Here is a 17,837-nt window from a genome sequence, read left to right as displayed (position 1 = left end):
TCACAAAGGCCGCAAGGTCGTCGCTCGGTCGCGGCTAGGACTACGAGGCGCAATGAGTTTCGGAAGCTCATGGCGAAGCACTATTCTGGCTGGGGCGTGAACAGCGTCGCTCGCGAAAGGGTCTTTGCTGCAAGCCCCACATACCAGGCATTCATCCGTCTGTCCCAGCTGCGCACCTCGCAGAACGTCTTCCAATCGAACTCGTAGACTGCGAGCAGTTGCCAATCGGAATCAATCCGCACGACAAGCAAATATTCGAACAGCTGCTTTTCCGGGTCATCGCGATCCGGATAGACAGTGCCGGTCTTACGCGCATCGAGCACGCCCTTGATCGAATAGCGGTCCCCGCGCCGTGAGAGGGCGTCGACGTTCTGCGTGCCCGTCGGCGCAGATTGAAGATTGGGACGGCCCGGCGTGGCGTTATAGAGGGCAATCGCAAGGCTTTCCGCGACCTGCCCGACATTCGACGCCAGCCCGCGTCGCTTGAGCTCCGCCGCGACCCTACCGCGCAATCGAAGCAGCGCGATATCGCTCAGGTCACCAAGAGCGTCCGACGGATCTGCTGCCGGAACCGGCAGGACTTCACTCATAAAATCTCCTCCGCTGATGGTGAAATTCGGTTCTCCGCAATCTCTTTAAATATGGCATCGCTGTTCAAGAAGGCTGTTACTTGCTCCGCGAGCTGGCTTTCCGGCAGCCGGCCGCGGCCCTTGAGCGCGCATTCCCAAATCCACAGGCTGCGCCAGCCGAGATCTTTGAGCGCGGTCATTGCAGCGGCATCGCGCTCACGATTGACAGCGATTTTCGCCGACCAAAACTCCGTGCGAGTTGCCGGCATGCGAAACAACGAGCAGGCGTGACCATGCCAGAAACAGCCATGCACAAAGACCGCCGTTCGAAACCGTGGAAGAACTAAATCAGGCTTGCCCGGCAGCTCCGTTCGATGAAGCTGGTATCGAAAGCCCCGGCTGTGCAGAAGCCGACGTATTGTCCATTCTGGCGCTGTATTCTTCGCGCGGATGCGGCTCATATTGAGCCGGCGCTGCTCCGGGGTAAGTCTATCGGCCATCGCTCCCAGCAGCCTGCTCCTGGGGTACGACATCGACCTCAGCCAGGGGCGCTCCAATCGCTAGATCAGCTGGAACGGCAGGAAAGGCCGCTGAGAGTGCGTTGAAGGCATCCGACCCTGCTGAAACCATGGCCACGCTGTCCCGGAATTCATCGACAAGGCTGGCAACGATCCCTGCGTGGAGAAGACGCTCGCGTTGACGGCCGATGAACGTCATCAGGATCGGCTGAACGCCGTCATTTCCCGCAACGGACCGCAGCAGCACGAAATCCTTGCTGTCGAGGAAGGCGCAAGCGTTGGCTGTGATCTTGCGGCCGCCCAAGCGCCAGTTCTTGCCGACTTTGCCGATATTCCTGAATTCCCGGTTTCCGTAGCCGCCATAGACACAGATCAAATCCATGTCCGCGCCGCCTTTTTCAAACAACTGCGCGCTCAGGAGCTTTCGCGCCACAGGTGTGGTCAGTGCGATCGCGCGCTGCTTACTGGTGGCGCTCAAGCGGTGCGCCGAGAAGAGACCCAGGTCCGATTCCGCAAGTGACCTGACGACGATTATCTCCTCGCGCCGGCTCATAAGCGACCTGCACCTATCACGCGCGGCAGGTCCTCTGTCGCCACTCCTCGGACAAGCTGACTGCGCAGGGTCAGAGCGATCGCGCGAGCGAGCAGCGGCGGGACCGCGTTGCCAATCTGACGGAATGCAGGGTTCATCGTTCCGGCAAAGCGAAAGCCATCAGGAAACGACTGCAAGCGCGCTGCCTCGCGTACCGAGATCGGCCGCGCCTGCCGGCTATCGTAATGAATGTGACTGTAGCCATCCTTGCCGAGATGCGCGAGGAGGGTGCGGGCAGGCGTGATTGCTTCCATTTTGCGCCACTTGTTCGGAAACTTCCCCGCATCGTACGGAGGCACGAAAGCTGCCTTGAGCGCGTCCCATTCGGAACTGCCGTCTTCGGGGCGTTTACCCTGGGCATGAAGTCGTTCGAGCTCGGCTTCGAAGAGACTCAGCGCATAGCGACGTGCCTCAGGATACTGATCGCCCGGCTTCAGGCCAGCAAAGATACGATAGTCGCGCGGGAGATATCGGATCACATGGTCACGCACATGCGAGCTACCCTCGAACCCGGGCCAGGTTCGCATCTCCTTCACATAGTCGTTCTGCTGATTATGCCCGCCATAAGGAAGCATCGCGTCAAGACGACGCGTGCCACGCCGAAGCGCCCCTTCGGCAAGTAATTCCCGCGCCATTATTTCCGGAAGATCCCCGATGGCCTGTTGGGTGGAGACGGCGGGCGTCAGGGTTTCAACAGCCTCCGGAGCGGCCTTGTATGCGCTGCCGCCGGTTGCTTCGGTGAGCAGATCCCTTCCTGTGGCCAGTTTAAGCGCTACAGCGCGCGAACCCTGATAGCCGGACGGTAGTTCAATCCAGTGTGTCGGCGCGGGAAATTCGACATCGTCCGCAAGTTCTTTTCGGATTGCGATGAGAATCATCCGCTCACGCATCTGTGGCACACCGTAGAACGCTGCGTTGAGCAGCGTGTAGCGAACGACATAATCCTTGCTCGCTAGGATCTCACCGATCTCTGCCGCGAGGTTGTGTCCCCCATGATTGAGCATGTCCGGTACGTTTTCGATCACCACGGCGAGCGGTGCGCAAGCTTCTACGTAGGTCAGATACTCAATATAGAGCCGGGCGCGAGAATCATGTCTAAAGGCCTCCGGATGTTCGGCGATCTCGCGCAGTTTTGAGCGCCCGACACGCGCAAATGCCTGGCAGGGAGGGCCGCCCACGATCACATCGAACGCGCCTGCCGCAGGGCCAAGGCCGAGCGCCGTGGCAAGGGCAGCTGGCGACGTTGCGGTGATGTCACGTGGGATACTATGGCGGTCCTCTCCATGATGGAAGTTGAGTCCGTGCGAGCGGGCCGCGTCGGGATCATTCTCGACCGCTGCGGCGATCTCAAAACCCGCCGACTGAAAACCAAGCGAGATCCCACCACAGCCTGAGAAAAGATCAAGCACACGAGGGCGCGCGCCGGAGTTTAACCGCTGAATTTTCTGGCGGATAACTTTCGGATCAATGCTCATGACCGATCACTTCCAAACGGCAGCTCGGCTTGGCCGGCTTTCGTGGCAAGATATTGTAGAACTGCCTGCCGAATCACCCAGGCAGCTGATACATCATTGGTAACGGCCAGCGCCTGCACTTGGCGATAAACGCCTTCCGGCAATAACACTGTAGTGCGGACGGTCTTACCTGTTGCCAACATTGAGATACTCCCTGGACGTCTAGGCTACATCAGATTGCACCAATATGCACCACTTTTCACCACGAAGGACGCAGTTGTACAGGATCTGAGTAAGTCACCAAGCTGGCTTCCAAAGGGCGAAAATCGCAGTTTCGCTCTGTCGGGCTTACTCTCAGCATTTCCGACTTGGTGCGCGTCGGCATAAATGCATTCCACCGTCTGCCACCGGAGGCTGTCTGTTGCGTACTATCGAAATAACGCCATCACCGTATGCATTACTGAAATCTCTACGGGGTCTTGGCTATTCCCCGGAGACAGCGCTCGCTGATCTGGTTGACAATTCGCTCGCCGCTGGTGCGCGAAAGGTCCGCATTCACCTAGATTGGCGCGATGGCAATCCGCTCGTTGAAATTCTCGACGATGGTGTCGGAATGAGTTTCGACCGACTCGTTGAGGCAATGCGCTTTGGGGGTGCTGGACCCGACGCCCAACGGCAGGCTGGCGATCTCGGCCGGTTCGGACTCGGATTGAAGACCGCCTCACTCTCGCAGTGTCGGGAACTGACCGTGGCGTCTCGCTGCGAAGGCTTTGTCGCGCGGCTGACCTGGGATGTCGATCGCGTTAGCCAGGGATGGTCCGCTGCGGCGCCCGATGCATCGCCGTCGGGTACGTTGGCGACCGAATTCCAGTCGACAGGCAGTGGCACTCTGGTGAGTTGGAGTCGAATGGACCGACTCGGTGGCTTTTGGGGCCTCGATCGCGATACCTTTAATGAGAGGATATCTAACATATGCGCGCATCTCGCGATGACCTTTCACCGTTTTTTGAGCGGCGAGGCGCGGCGACTGGCCATCAGTGTCAACGGCCGCCCACTCGCCGCCTGGGATCCCTTTTGCAGATGGCATGATGCAACCATAGCAATGCCACGTGATATCATTCGCGGTTCTGACGGCAGCATTACAGCACGGCCCTATATTCTCCCTCATCGAGACCGGTTCACCAGCGAGCGTGAATGGGAAGATGCTGGTGGGCCGGGCGGTTGGGTCGAACGGCAGGGATTTTACGTTTACCGGGGCGATCGTCTCGTCTCGGCCGGCGGCTGGCTTGGGCTCGGGGGCGCTCGGGCTTGGACCCGCGAGGAATCGAGCCGCCTCGCCCGCATCGCACTAGACCTCCCCGCCTCAATGGATGAGGCTTGGCGGATCGATATCCGAAAATCTGTTGCTCGACCGCCCGCGTGGGCTCGGGGGCGCTTAGCAGGTCTTGGTACAGACTGCCGGAGGCGCGCTCGCGAGGTCTTCGCCTGGCGCGGTGTCGGGGCGGTTGGCAAAGGCCGCCGGAGCAGCGCTGACGGGGAAGCATGGCCATGGGAGGCGCGCAGCGCCAAAGCTATACCACGGTATCGCGTACGGCGGGACCATCCTGCAGTTTCTGCTGTGGCGCAGGCGCTTGGTTCCGAATCGAAGCTGCTCGAAGGACTGCTCTCTGCCCTTGAGCTTACCGTTCCGGTTGAACGTATTTGGTTGGATGTGGCCGAGCAGGGTGGCGCAGAGTTTGTGCAACCGGCAGCTACGGAGATTGCAGAACTCGCAGCACCGCTTGCAACCCTGGTACGCAGCATGGATAACATGGACGACACTGGAGACCGACTCGACTCGGTGCTGCGCTCCCTAGGGATCATGCAGCCCGCGCTTCGCGCCGCAGTTATCCGAAAATTGGGGGAGAAGTGAGCTTATGGATCCGGTCACACAGCTTGCGAATACCGCCCGCGTTGCACTTGGTCCACGAGCCGGCGACCGCACGCTGGGCACGGATGAAATCATGGCCGTAGTGTGCGCCTCGGCCCCGCTTGTGGGGTTGACCAGCGGGCACAGTTTCACCGAAGACGAGATACAAGCAGCGACGCGCGACCTAGAGGCACTTTTCGTGGTTGCGCAGGGGCCGTCGATCCGGCTGCTTGGTGAAACGCAGCCGCCGCCGTGGTATCTTGGCGAACGCCGTCGGCCGGGCGCCTTCTTCTCACGTTATCTGCAGAAATTGAGCGAGAACGGGTGGGCGCCGCGTGCGATTGAGGCGCTTGAGGAAAGCACGGCTGATGTTCTCGAGCTGATCGATGATCCAAACCGGGATGTGCCATGGAATTGGCGCGGCCTTGTAGTCGGCAATGTGCAGTCGGGCAAGACCGCACACTATGCGGGGGTCATCAACCGGGCCGCTGATGCCGGCTATCGCGTAATCATCGTCCTGGCGGGCATGCACAATATCCTGCGTCGCCAGACCCAGCTGCGTCTCGACCAGGATTTTCTCGGCTTCGATACCGCCGGCATTGCGGGAAGCGGAGGGCGCCGGCCGGTCGGCGTCGGCCTGTTGCCGGGACCGGTACAGCTGGTGGACAGTCTGACTACCTCACAGTTGAACGGCGACTTCAACCGAACTGTCGCGCAAAATTCCAACTTCGCGCCGGCCAACCGGCCGTTCGTGTTCGTCGTCAAGAAGAACGGCGCAGTGCTCAGGAACCTCAATCGGTGGATCGCGCGGCTGCCCGAGGAATCGCGCAACGCGCCACTGCTCGTTATCGATGATGAGGCGGATCAGGCATCGCCTGACACCGGCGATCAGGGTTTCCTCCCGGACGGCAGCTTCGATGAAGACTATGATCCGAAACGCATCAACGGCGAGATCCGCAAGCTGCTCGGCGGGTTCAGGCGCAGTGCCTATATCGGCTACACCGCGACTCCCTTTGCCAACATCATGATCCATGATGAGCGTGCGGCTGAGGATTATGGTGCCGACCTGTTTCCTTCCTCCTTCATCGTGTCGCTGTCCGCTCCGGACGACTATTTCGGACCACTGGCGGTGTTCGGTCGCGACGACGACGCTGAAGCAGTAGGGCTGCCAGTCATTCGCCATCTCGACCAGGCCGCTGAGAACTGGATTCCTGACCCGCACGATAAGAACTGGCGGCCCATATACCGGGGCGAGGCACGCATCCCGCCAAGCCTCGTGGAAGCGATCCGCAGCTTTGTCGTCTGCTGCGCGGCACGCGCAGCCCGCGGCCAAGCCAATGCGCACAAGACCATGCTGGTCCATGTTTCGCGTTTTCAGGATGTTCATGACCCGGTTCATGCTCAGGTCGAAGGAGCGCTTCGCTCGATCCGCAATGCTATCGCTGCGGCCGATCCGATCGAAATGGCGGAACTTGAACGGCTTTGGTGCGAGGATTTCGAACCGACAACTGAGGCAATGGCGTCCTCCGTATTCGCGCGTTCTGTTCGACAGGTCGGCTGGGATGAGGTCGCACTACAGCTTGGAGATGAGGCTGACCGCATTCAGGTCGTGGTATCCAACGGCCGCAGCCGTACGGGCATTGATTATGATGCTGCCGACGCTGCCGGACAGAGCCTCTCGGTCATTGTCATCGGTGGTGACAAGCTGTCACGAGGGCTGACGCTTGAAGGTCTTTCGACCAGTTACTTCCTGCGCGTCTCCCGTCAGTATGACAGTCTGCTGCAGATGGGGCGCTGGTTCGGTTACCGGCGCGGTTATGCCGATCTCTGCCGGCTGTACACCACCACAGATATGGAGATTTGGTTCCGGCACTTGGCCACGGTGAACGAAGACCTCCGCGCGCAGCTGGCACATATGCGCGTCACCGCGGGCACGCCTAAACTCTACGGTCTCAGCATCGCTGACCATAGTATTATGAACGTGACGGCGGCGAACAAACGGCGACACGCTGCCCTCCGTCCCGTCACCTATGCCGGCGAAGGCAAGATCCAGACCGTGCTATACCGGGACACTGATACTACGATTGCGAACGCTGCAGTTGTCAGCGGTCTACTCGAAGAACTAGGAGAGCCGGAGATCGATCCGGCCCGGCCGGGAGGCCGCCCGCCGGCAGCCGGGTTCATCTGGCGGAATGTACGTGGCAACCGCGTCGCCGCGCTGCTTGAGGCTCTGGCGTTTCCGCCTGAGAGCAGCGACGTCGATGGGAAACGTATGGCGGCCTATATCACCACGCAGCTTCAGCTGGGCGAACTGAGTGACTGGGCGGTGTTCGTACCCGCTGGTGTCGGAGCCAATGTTCAGGTGGCAGGGCGCGACCTGCGCAGCGTTCGTCGCTCGCCTATCGCCCGTTCGACCACTGCGCGCTTTATCACCAAGTCGATCCTCAGCCCGCTCGACGAGGCCATCGATCTGAGCGACGACCAGTATCGCCGCGCGCAGGAAAATACCGATCAGGTGCTGGCCGACGAGGGGGAGCCGCCCGCTGACCGTCCCTCCGGCCCTTGGATCCGAAGAGCCCGTGGTGAAGATCCGCGTCGCGGTCTGCTCCTTCTCTATCCGATCGACCCGGCAGGTGCTGGCCTGGAAGCTGGAATCCCGCTCTGGGGTGTAGTCGTGAGTTTCCCGACCTCCCCGACAGCTTCGGCCGAGTGGCGCTTGGAAAATACCGTCCAGCAGCGGGCGACGCAATGAGCGTCACTCCCGATGCGGCGGCGTTACTGAGGGAATGGGACGAGCTGGCCGCCGTAGCCCCGGGGGATCGGCTGTATCGAAGCCGACGGCTTTCTCGCCCGATGCAGCTCGATCTCCGCGTGGGTCTGCGGGAAGCTGACGGCGCACCTTGTCTCGTTGCGTTGCCGGGTGTCGCTGGCAATTCCATTGCTTCTTTTGAGACCGCGGGCCTGCGGCTATCCCGAACCGCTGATCCCGGTGGCTTCCTGCTGGTCCTTTCACTCGAGGAGACCTCCCGACGTGATCTTTTCGCCGAGATCTGCAGCGACTGCGTCCGCTCCGTCCTGCGCGCTGAGGATGAAGGCGAAACTGAATTGGTCACAGTCTTCGCCGCCCGTCTCGCTGCGTGGCGAGCGTTTCTGCGCGATCAGGCCGCTGGCCTGTCGAGAAACGAAATAGTTGGGCTGATCGGTGAACTCCTCGTCCTCGATCGGATGCTGGATGAAAACGCTGAAGCGGTCGCCGCGTGGAAGGCACCTGATGACGGGTTACATGACTTTGTGCTCTCGGGTCAGGGGCTTGAGGTGAAGACCGCTCTGGGAGCGGCGCGGCGACTCCATATTTCGACGCTCGATCAGCTTGACGACGCCGGTCTTGTCTCCCTGCACGTCGCGCACGTCCGTCTGGTGGAGTCGGTTGCCGGCGAGACGCTCGGCCAGATCACCGCACGGATCGAACAGCGGCTAAATGGCGAGCGGGCGCGTGGGGCTTTTCGCAACGCGCTTTTGCGTCGCGGTCTTGCACCCGGAGGCGATACGAACTCCGGGCCGCGAGTCGCCCTCGCGGGCATTGATTGTTACGCGGTAAACGATGGCTTCCCGCGGCTTCGAAGGAGCGATGTAGCGCTCGGGATCGCGGAGGCGACCTATCAGATCGAGGTGCGCGCGCTCGTCAGATTTGCCGTCGATGCGGCAGCGGTATTCGATACGTTCGGAGGAACGGGCGATGAGTGAGGATGCGACGTCGGAATTTGCTCGAGCATTGGCGGAAGAAGTCGACGAGGCTCGTGATGACCCGACAATAGACATCCCGTCGACCGAAGCGCTCTTCACACGCCTAGTCATTGATGAGCTGGAGGAGATTGGTCACTTCGAGGCAGCGTTTGATCTTCCCCAGGAGGGAAAGGTCGGACGGTCACCGTTCCGGATCAGCGGGTATGCGATCGATGAGGACGCCGGCCAGCTGACGCTCTTCGCAACGCATTATTCTGGCGACGTGCCGCCGCGTCGAGTTCCCGCCTCGGACCTGCTGAAGACTGCGGAAAGAGCCGGCACATATGTAGCGGCATGCATTGGTGGCTTGGCAGATCGCATCGAGCCGTCCAATACAGAAGCTGGGGACTTGGCGCGCCGCGTGGCAGTGCTTGGCGAGCGCATTGATCGCTTCCGGATCGTCGTGCTGACAGACTGCATTGCCGGTGGCACACTCCCCGCGACGGTCGACAGTCATGGAAAGCCGGTCGAGATCGAGCTCTATGACATGGTCCGGTTGCATAGGGTTCTTGGAGAAGGCCAGACCCGCGCTGATATCGACGTAGACCTCGTAGCTCTGACCGGCCATCGCATCGCTTGCCTGCCGGTCGCCTCGGGCGCAGGGCATTACGAGGCATTCCTTGCCGCTTTCCCGGGAGAGGCGCTGTCGCGCATCTACGATCGATACGGCACGCATCTCCTCGAGCTGAATGTGCGCGCATTTCTAGGACTTTCCGGGCGCAAGTCGGTGAATGCCGAGCTGCGGCGCACGCTGGTCGAACAGCCGGAGATGTTCCTCGCTTTCAACAACGGCGTGGTTGCAACCGCGGACGAGGTGCGACTCGAGCGTGAAGGCGGCGCGGTGTACCTGACCGGTCTGCGGGGCCTGCAGATAGTCAATGGTGGACAGACGACGGCGTCGCTGCACCGCGCCCGGCGCAAGGAAAGCGTGGCGCTTGGTGCGGTGGAGGTACCGGTCAAGATTATCCGAGTGACAGAGGGGGATCTGGAGCAAATGGTTTCCTCGATCTCTCGCGCGGCCAACCGGCAGAATACCGTGCAGCAGGCCGACTTCTCGGCCAATGATCCCTTCCATCGCGAGGTGGAGACGCTGGCGAACAATGCGTGGCTCGAAAACGGGCGCGGGCGCTGGTTCTATGAGCGGGCGCGCGGATCATGGCTTGCGGCTGAGCAGAAAGCTTCATACCGCACCACCGAGCAGCGCGCGTTCCGGGAGCAGACACCAAAGGCTCGACGCTTTGGCAAGCTCGACCTCGCGCGTTATCTGTCGGCTTGGGACGGCTTCCCCTGGCGTGTCGCTTTTGGCGGTCAGAAGAACTTTCAGGCGTTCATGCAGCGCCGCAAGGAGGTGACGGCTCCGCCCCCGGACGCCGCCTGGTTCCGCCGGCTGATTGCGCTAACCATCCTCTATCGTACTACCGAGCGCTTGGTCAGAGCGATGAAGTTTCCGGCGTATGGCGTTAATATTGTCGCATATCTGATCGCCGCGCTTGGAGAGCGCACGGGCGGTCGTATCGATTTTGACTTCGTCTGGCGCCAGCAAAAGCTGTCGACCGAGATGGAGGCCCTCATCTCCGCCTGGGCACCCATGATCGATCAGGCACTGCGCGCCAGTGTCGGTAGCCGCAATCCCACGGAATGGTTCAAGAAGGAAGACTGCTGGGCTGAAGTCCGCAATCACCTTCCGACACTGTCGGATCCGCTCCCGGCGGAGCTCAACGGCACCTCGCCAAGCACGGCCGGCGCTGTGACGGATCGACATGGACAGACTCTGCAGGTCGCTGACTATGATCGGATCGAGGAATGCATGCGCATCCCATCTGCGGTCTGGGTGGCAGCGGCCGAGGCCGGTCAGCGCAGCGGAGTGCTGCACTTCAAGTTGGCCAGCATCTGCATGACGCTGGCCAATTATGCCGCAGGGGGTTGGAGCCGACGTCCTTCGATCAAACAAGCGAAGCATGGGCTTGAGAGTGTTGCTAAGGTGCGTGCCGCCGGCTTGTTCGACGAGACACAGCGCGAACCAGGATAGGAGCACCAATCTCCACCGCTGAAGCTGGCGGTTTATCAGGTTTGCGCGACCTCTCGTTTGCGCGCACGTGTTCGTAACTCCGAAGGTTAAAACCATTGCAGAAGCTCTAAAGATGCCGAGACCCAAAAAGCCGAGATCGGCGAAACGACGAAAGAAGGTAGAAAGCCAAGATGTCCGCAGGCTGCGTACTGAAGCGGAGCTAGAGAGCCGAATTACCAGCGCTCTAGCAGCCGCTCTGCCAACGTTCTCACAAGGCGATTTTGTTCAGCAACGACGGTTCACAATTCGACTCGGGCACGAGAGCTTTGAATTCGACAGCGCGGCACTTTGGGAGAAGACAGGCCGAGCCGATATCCTGATCTTTTACGGTGACCGACCGCTGGCTGTCCTTGAAGTGAAGCGGGAAACGGTCGCGTTACAAAAAACCGACTACGAGCAGGCGCAAAGCTACGCCAACATGCTCACGCCGCGCCCACCTCTGTTGATCGTTAGCAACGGCAAGCACACACAGCTTTTCGACAGCAACACCACTCGGCGATTGGATACTGGAGACTACGACAAGGCCGCCATCACGAACTTGCTAGAGAATGTTGGTAAAGTCGCCGCAGCCGACATGCGCTGGGCGATTGAGGCGTTGATGGGTCGCGAGGTCGACATATGGCCGCGCGCGGTTCGTAAATGCACCGCCGCATTGATCGAGACGTGGACCGATCCGCCAGGCGCTACAGGACGGCCCGTTGCCCGCGACCTGATTTTTCCGCGCGAGGCCACTGAGCAAGCAACTAGTGCGCTTACTGGAGCCGACCTTTTCACTGTCGTGGTCGGACCACCAGCAAGTGGCAAGACAAACTTGCTCTGCGAGTTAGCTCTGCGGACGACTGCGAGCGACGAGCTGGCGGTTCTGATGCTTCAGGATAGTGGTCCGGGCCTCTTTCAGGCCGTGTCGAACCTCTTTTCGCGAGAACTCGAGTGGACACTGACTCCTCACGATGCTCGACATTGGCTGCGCCGAATGTCGAGGGGACCCGCGGGGCCAACTCTCGTCATTGCAATCGATGGCGTTAAGCCAGGTAGTGCGATCGCTTCGGATCTGCAAGAACTGCCCGATCTTGGACTCGGAGAACGGCTCAGAGTAATCTTGACGACAGATCAACCTGAGGGGTTGACGCGAACGGGAAATGGGCGCGGTGTCACCAAGCTTGGATCATTTAGCCAGGAAATTGAGCTTGGTCCTCTGAACCTCAAGGAATTCAAAGCCGCTTGCTCGATAATGGAGAACAATCGGATCTTCCTTGTCCGCGGCGCATCGTTCTTCGAAGAAAATCGCGTCCCGTGGATTTTGCGCACGATCTATGATCACGTTGCGGGAAATTCGCGCTTCAAGGACGAAACATGGGGCGTCACGCTTCAACCGACGCTCGGCGTAGGCTTGATCGACTATGTGCAGAACGCTTTTGCCGGCCAATCGGAGCTCCTGCGAGCTTACCGCTCGCTTGCCCGTGACGCCCTTGCCGACGATCAAAGGGTTTCGGGGGATCTCGCGCTTGAGCAGTCGAATGGTTTTGTTATCCGTCGGGATGCATTATCGGTAGAATCACATGCCTCGCTGGGAGAACTTCGGACGAGAGGTCAGATCCAGACTTACCGCCGCGGCCGTATCGATGTCGTCGTACCGACAATTCCTGCTTTGTTTGTAGCCGAACTTGCGGAGGCCGCCAGCGAGATGTTGAGTGCCATGGTGACCGAAAATCCTTACGACGGAGGGCGCTGGCTCGGAACACGGCTGGAAGGCTTCTTTCTTGGAGAAGTAATCGGTGCTCAAGCTATTCGCATTCTTGCAGAGACCACGGGTGGCTTCAGCCGAGAAATCGTTAGGGCTCTCATCGACATCGAACCGCAAGAGGACACATTTGAAGATAGGCATATCGCGCTCCAAGCGGCGAATGGCGAGGTCGTTGATCTCGTTGTGCGTGAGGGTAAAGCGTGGAGATCGGACCGGGCAGGGAACCTCTACGGTGAGCCTGTCGAGCTTGATGAGCTGCCCCGTACGTTAGCGAACACGACGGCCTGGATGATGCTCGCGCATCTGTCGCTTCTTCCGATGGCATCCGGTGGCGACATCGACGACAGGCTAGATGCCCAGATCCTATTTACTGTCGGGCAATGCGCATTTCCGCTGATGCGTGCTAGCCTGGACCCGGAGGGGCATCTTGAACACGAGATTGAAGGTTTCGGTCGCGTCCTTTGTCCAACACAAGGTCCAATCGAAATAGCAGCCGTATCACTGGCAAGGCTTTTTTCACACGAGTGGGACAAAGCTGACGAGTTTATCGAAGCAATAATAGCGGAGGGATCATTGCCGCTGATGAACCGCACCTTGATTGCCCTCCGCACAGTCCACTCCTACCAAATTCCCACCCGGTCCGATTGGGCTGCATTTGTAGAGAAAGACAAACTGCTGCCCGCGATCGAGGCGTTGATCAGCACCGTAAGAAAGCAGAAGGCAAACTGAAATCACAACGAGTAGCGAGACGTTTCCGGGAACAGGACAAACGCCCGGGATATATGAACCGGGAAGCGCTAAGAATGCTACAACACCCCCCACGCGCGAAACCTCCCCCTCCCGGTCATCTCCCTCAGTCCCAGTTCCAAAACAATCCGCCGCGCTGCCTGCGGCGTCACCTCAAGCGTTTTTGCGACCATGCCGGCCGACACCAATGGCTTTGCCATCACCAGCTCAACCAGCTCCGGCAGTTTTGACGACGTCCTCCGTCCCTCCAGTTTTCGGTCCATCATCGTTTTCGCCAGAGTCAGTCGGTCATGCTCTTTCAAGCCGATCTCGGCGGCCGCCAAGAACCCGTGAGCAATGGCGAGCAACCGGGTCTCCCGATCACGATGCCGGCGCCGGTCGACCGGAATGGTTTTGAGGCCCAGATTGATGGCGGCCAGGTGCGCGCCGGTGGTGACGCCGGCCTGGCGCAGGATGGAGGCGGCAAATAGCCGGCCGAGCCAGGGTGCATGCTGCAAGACGGCAAGCTCGGTCCAGGCATCGAGGGCGACGATGGCCTGCAGCACCGCCGGCAAGTTTTCGGCCTGACGCAACACGCCACGCCATTCATCGAGCCGGACATCCTCGTCCCAGTCGAGATCATAGACCAGTGCGTCTCTGTCTGCCGAGCTGGCGCGGCCGGGCTTTTTGGCTCGTTCGATCGCAGCGTCAGAGCGCGCGAGCAACGCATCGATAGCCGCATAGTCGACGCCGGGGAGATCTTGGGCGTCGTCGGCGTCATCCCCCTCCCCCTCCGCGTCGATCGCGATCGCCGGCCGAATAACTCCGCTCGTCGTAGCCTCGTCCGCGCCGCCCGCCCCGATCTCCGAGGTTTTCCGCAGCGAGCGGATGCCGTCGGCGGAGAACGCCCAATCCGGGGTTTGGCCGGCGATGCGCCGGCGGGTGCGAAGCACGTCGCGGGCGATTGTCAGCTCGTGGGTGGGCGTGCGAATATCGCGGGTGGCGTCATGCAGGACGAGGTCCTCCAGGTGAACGAGTTCACCGCCGATCCACAAGGACGCGCAAGCGTCGGTGAAGTGGGACCGCTCGATCCAGCCCTGACCAACCGGCGAACGGACGATGCGCTCGTCCAGACGCGTGAGAGCGATACCGGCGTCAAAAGCCGGCCGCATCAAGCTACTCATGCTGGTTTTCACGAGATCGTAAGCCATTGATATTATGGTAAACGATTCCCTAACGGAACTCTATATGAATATTGTGGTTCCTCACATGGTATTATTGAGGGTTGGGCTTCTAACAACCGATAACTATCGCTTATCGATGGTAGTTGATCTGGAGACGCAAATCAGCAAGAATCGGGGCAAATCACGGCCCTGGAGGCCGCCGAATACAGCGATTTCGGAGCGTCCGTGGCCAAAGCCAAAACATCACTCACCGCCGTCGAGCGACGCGCCGAAGAGCTCGACACCATCGCCGCCGTGCTGCCGATGGAGCGCCGCGACGAGCTGGCCGAGCTGCTCAACGACCACGACGTCGAGACTCTACGCCATCTCGTCAACCAGGGCATGGGCGACAACACACTTCGGGCGCTGACCTCGGATCTCGCCTATCTCGAAGCCTGGGGACTGGCCGCGACCAGAAAGTCGCTGCCCTGGCCAGCGCCGGAAGCCCTGCTGCTCAAATTCGTCGCCCATCACCTCTGGGACCCGGAGCGGCGTGAGACTGATGCCGATCACGGCATGCCAGCCGATGTCGACGAAAAACTGCGTCGCCAGGGTTTTCTCAAATCGGTTGGTCCGCACGCGCCGGCGACGGTACGCCGGCGCCTGGCGAACTGGTCGACCCTGACGAAATGGCGCGGACTCGACGGCGCCTTCGCCTCCCCTGCCCTCAAGTCCGCCATCCGCCTCGCCGTGCGCGCCGTCCCACGTCAGCGGCGCCGCAAGAGCGCAAAGGCCGTGACCGGCGACGTGCTTTCCAAACTACTTGCGACTTGCGCGACCGACGGTCTGCGCGATATCCGCGACCAAGCGATCCTTATGGTCGCCTTTGCCTCAGGCGGCCGCCGACGCAGTGAGGTCGCCGGATTGCGGTGCGAGCAACTGGTCGCCGAGCCGCCGATCGAAGTGCCGGGCGGCCCTCCCCTCCCCTCTCTAGCCATCCATCTCGGCCGCACCAAGACCTCGACCGGCGAGCGTGATGACGTCGTCTATCTCACCGGTCGGCCTGTCGAGGCGTTGAATGCTTGGCTGGCCGCGGCGAAGATCGACAAAGGCAGTGTGTTTCGGGCGATCGGCAGGTGGGGAACAGTCTCGCGGCGGGCGCTCGATCCGCAGTCGGTCAATGCGATCCTGAAGCAGCGAGCGGAGTTGGCGCGGCTGGATCCGAGAGAATTTTCTGCGCACGGGCTAAGGTCCGGGTATCTTACCGAAGCTTCCAACCGTGGCATTCCCCTCCCCGAGGCAATGGAACAGTCGCGTCACCGTTCCGTCCAACAGGCTTCAGATTACTACAACAGCGCGGCCCGGCGAAGTGGTCGGGCAGCACGGCTTCTCTAACCGCGCAGCCGGCCCGACGCGTACTTTTCCTGCCGGGGCGTACTCGTCGCAGACATAAGCTGCCCGCACTTTGTGAAGCTCGAGGACTGAAAGGCCTCATTTTCTCCCGTCTTAAAGCTATTGCAACATCGTTGATCGTAATCGTGGTCGATTAGATGTCGACAACCGGAGCGATAGTGATTGTTCGAGACGCTGTTTGAGAGTGACATCGGCGGGACTGACGCTGAAGAGTTGCGGGATCGTTACGCAATCCCATTATCTGTCCTCGTCCAAAAGGCGGCCGTGATTGGCTTCGTTCCGATCATAGATCGCGACGTAACAGCGAGCGACGTTATCGGTTGGCGGTGCAGCGAAGGGCACGAATTCCAAGCATCTTGGCGGGAGCAGCGTCATCGCAGATGTCCAGATTGTCCAGCCTTGAGTTACGGTGAACGGCTTGCTCGCGCACTATTCAACTACTACCTCCCAGAAGGAAAATGGCACAAGGTTCGCGAAAAAGGCTTTGACCCTGACAATCCTGATTTAAGGCTTGAGATTGATCTGGTTTCTGACCACCACCGGATCACGGTAGAGTGCCAAAGCTCGTTGCACGATCCCGACGCACCGAAGCAGGGTCTCGCGACGAAAACACCAATTGACGAAATCGTCCGACGCGACGAGCTCAAGAGGGCGCTGAGTTCGACGCACTCACGATTTAAGGACTACAGGCATGTCGAGTTGTGGCTGGAACTTGCGGAGGTAAGCAAGGTCGTCAAAAGGGCCGTGAATGAAAGAGTCGATCCAATTCAGGAAATCGTCAGAATCTTCTTCGAATCCCTTGCCGACAGCAATGTTGAAGTCCCGGGCCGACCGCTTCCAGGATTTGAGGAGTTGTTCTCTGGTTTCAGCGAAGCCCGGCGAACCTCAGCACTACTTGACGAGAACGGTCTGGCGTTGCGCTCCGGTCCTTGGTTGGGCCTCACCGACCTAGCGGTGACGTGCCGAAGTTGTGGGCATGATTGGAGAAGCTCGTTAAGCCAACTGCGCCGGGGATGGTCTCGCGGCCGATCGGGCTGCGCCAACTGCTGGAGCATCGTCCTCGACCAGTTGTCCGCAGAACGGAGCGACGCTGGATGGGCTGCCTTCCAAGAGCTTTGCGCCGACCACGGATATGTCCTTCTTGGCCCGGTTTCCGGACCAGGCAATGTAGAGGTAAAGGTCAAAGAGAAATCGACTGGACGAGTTGCGACTGGTAGGCGCCACTATATAGCCGGACGCTTATTAGACGGACTTGTCGTCGTTGACGCGAAGAGGATCGAATACGACAAGCGCCGCGACCGTGTCGCAGAAACTATTTCGAAACATCGCGCCTTTCTAGAAGCCTATGGCATCCGCCTTGCGTTGGGCCAAGATCGTCCGACGACTTCGCGCGGGCCAGACAAGCAAATTAGAACGAACAGGTTCACGATTCAGTATTTGGGCTGCCAGCATTTTGCTAAGGTGCCGCTCGGTCCTTTTGTTCAGAAGCTTGCGAGGCACAAAAGCCGCACCGCGGATGGGTCACCCGGTCTATGCCCTCGATGCCGGCGAGAGAAAATCGCACAAGAGAAGACCGCAAAAATGGTTGCTCAAGCAGCAAAGTATGGCGTGACTTTCTTAGGCCCAAGCTACATCAACGCGACGAAAACGCGTTACAAATTCAGCTGCCTTCCGGACTGTGAAGAAGGTCTCTACTCAGCTACGTTTTCTAATCTCGAGAAGAATGGGGTGGCGTGTCGCGGCTGTAAAAGGATCCGAAAACGGCAACAGAAAGCCGCTCTGAGACCACCACGAAATCGGCGTTGATCTTTGCGCGTGGCGTTTGATCTTCGAAAGATACGTAACTGATGTCCGGACAAGCTCCATCTGCTAGGCCGATCCTTCGCCCTCAGCCGGCC

At 59.9% G+C, this 17,837-nt stretch carries 13 protein-coding genes; 7 read left to right on the top strand and 6 right to left on the bottom strand.

The window, feature by feature from the left end:
* Nucleotides 1-80 precede the first annotated feature (80 nt).
* Genes LQK81_RS22590 through LQK81_RS22570 form a run of 5 tightly spaced genes read right to left on the bottom strand, consistent with a single transcriptional unit; the run spans nucleotide 81 to nucleotide 3,336 of the window.
* On the bottom strand, nucleotides 81-590 hold the full coding sequence (locus LQK81_RS22590; RefSeq protein ID WP_230808672.1) for a hypothetical protein: 510 nt from the start codon (nucleotides 588-590) through the stop codon (nucleotides 81-83).
* Nucleotides 587-1,069, bottom strand: a complete 483-nt coding sequence (locus tag LQK81_RS22585) for a very short patch repair endonuclease (RefSeq protein WP_230808671.1) — start codon at nucleotides 1,067-1,069, stop codon at nucleotides 587-589. Before LQK81_RS22585 ends, LQK81_RS22590 begins: the two co-directional genes overlap by 4 nt.
* Complete coding sequence (locus LQK81_RS22580; RefSeq protein WP_230808670.1) at nucleotides 1,059-1,640, bottom strand: hypothetical protein; 582 nt, start codon at nucleotides 1,638-1,640, stop codon at nucleotides 1,059-1,061. The genes LQK81_RS22585 and LQK81_RS22580 overlap by 11 nt, the downstream gene beginning before the upstream one ends.
* Nucleotides 1,637-3,154 carry a DNA cytosine methyltransferase gene (locus LQK81_RS22575; protein ID WP_230808669.1) on the bottom strand — a complete coding sequence of 506 codons (1,518 nt, stop codon included), beginning with the start codon at nucleotides 3,152-3,154 and terminating at the stop codon, nucleotides 1,637-1,639. The genes LQK81_RS22580 and LQK81_RS22575 overlap by 4 nt, the downstream gene beginning before the upstream one ends.
* Nucleotides 3,151-3,336 carry a CopG family transcriptional regulator gene (locus tag LQK81_RS22570; protein WP_230808668.1) on the bottom strand — a complete coding sequence of 62 codons (186 nt, stop codon included), beginning with the start codon at nucleotides 3,334-3,336 and terminating at the stop codon, nucleotides 3,151-3,153. Before LQK81_RS22570 ends, LQK81_RS22575 begins: the two co-directional genes overlap by 4 nt.
* Nucleotides 3,337-3,554: 218 nt before the next feature.
* Here LQK81_RS22570 and LQK81_RS22565 point away from each other — a divergent pair, with 218 nt between their 5' ends.
* From LQK81_RS22565 to LQK81_RS22545, 5 genes are all read left to right on the top strand, one after another.
* The gene (locus tag LQK81_RS22565; RefSeq protein ID WP_230808667.1) at nucleotides 3,555-5,045 is read left to right on the top strand and encodes an ATP-binding protein; all 1,491 of its coding nucleotides are present in this window, start codon (nucleotides 3,555-3,557) and stop codon (nucleotides 5,043-5,045) included.
* 4 nt (nucleotides 5,046-5,049) lie between these two features.
* Complete coding sequence (locus tag LQK81_RS22560; RefSeq protein ID WP_230808666.1) at nucleotides 5,050-7,794, top strand: Z1 domain-containing protein; 2,745 nt, start codon at nucleotides 5,050-5,052, stop codon at nucleotides 7,792-7,794.
* On the top strand, nucleotides 7,791-8,786 hold the full coding sequence (locus tag LQK81_RS22555) for a PD-(D/E)XK motif protein (RefSeq protein WP_230808665.1): 996 nt from the start codon (nucleotides 7,791-7,793) through the stop codon (nucleotides 8,784-8,786). Before LQK81_RS22560 ends, LQK81_RS22555 begins: the two co-directional genes overlap by 4 nt.
* Nucleotides 8,779-10,854 carry an AIPR family protein gene (locus LQK81_RS22550; protein WP_230808664.1) on the top strand — a complete coding sequence of 692 codons (2,076 nt, stop codon included), beginning with the start codon at nucleotides 8,779-8,781 and terminating at the stop codon, nucleotides 10,852-10,854. Before LQK81_RS22555 ends, LQK81_RS22550 begins: the two co-directional genes overlap by 8 nt.
* Before the next feature lie 112 nt (nucleotides 10,855-10,966).
* Nucleotides 10,967-13,366, top strand: coding sequence for a type I restriction enzyme HsdR N-terminal domain-containing protein (locus tag LQK81_RS22545; protein WP_230808663.1), 2,400 nt, complete (start codon nucleotides 10,967-10,969; stop codon nucleotides 13,364-13,366).
* Between the two features lie 77 nt (nucleotides 13,367-13,443).
* On the opposite strand, the gene LQK81_RS22540 is transcribed toward LQK81_RS22545, so the two are convergent.
* On the bottom strand, nucleotides 13,444-14,583 hold the full coding sequence (locus LQK81_RS22540) for an RHE_PE00001 family protein (RefSeq protein ID WP_230808707.1): 1,140 nt from the start codon (nucleotides 14,581-14,583) through the stop codon (nucleotides 13,444-13,446).
* Nucleotides 14,584-14,772: 189 nt separating this feature from the next.
* On the opposite strand from LQK81_RS22540, the gene LQK81_RS22535 reads away from it, so the two are divergent.
* Nucleotides 14,773-15,921 carry a site-specific integrase gene (locus LQK81_RS22535; protein WP_230808662.1) on the top strand — a complete coding sequence of 383 codons (1,149 nt, stop codon included), beginning with the start codon at nucleotides 14,773-14,775 and terminating at the stop codon, nucleotides 15,919-15,921.
* A gap of 180 nt (nucleotides 15,922-16,101) precedes the next feature.
* The gene (locus LQK81_RS22530; protein WP_230808661.1) at nucleotides 16,102-17,745 is read left to right on the top strand and encodes a hypothetical protein; all 1,644 of its coding nucleotides are present in this window, start codon (nucleotides 16,102-16,104) and stop codon (nucleotides 17,743-17,745) included.
* The last annotated feature ends 92 nt before the right edge of the window (nucleotides 17,746-17,837 follow it).

The organism is Rhizobium sp. GN54 (genome assembly GCF_021026345.1).
In the GTDB taxonomy this organism is placed as follows: Bacteria; Pseudomonadota; Alphaproteobacteria; order Rhizobiales; family Rhizobiaceae; genus Mycoplana.
Note: the sequence above shows the minus strand (reverse complement) of the source record. Positions and strands in the feature narration are given on the sequence as shown.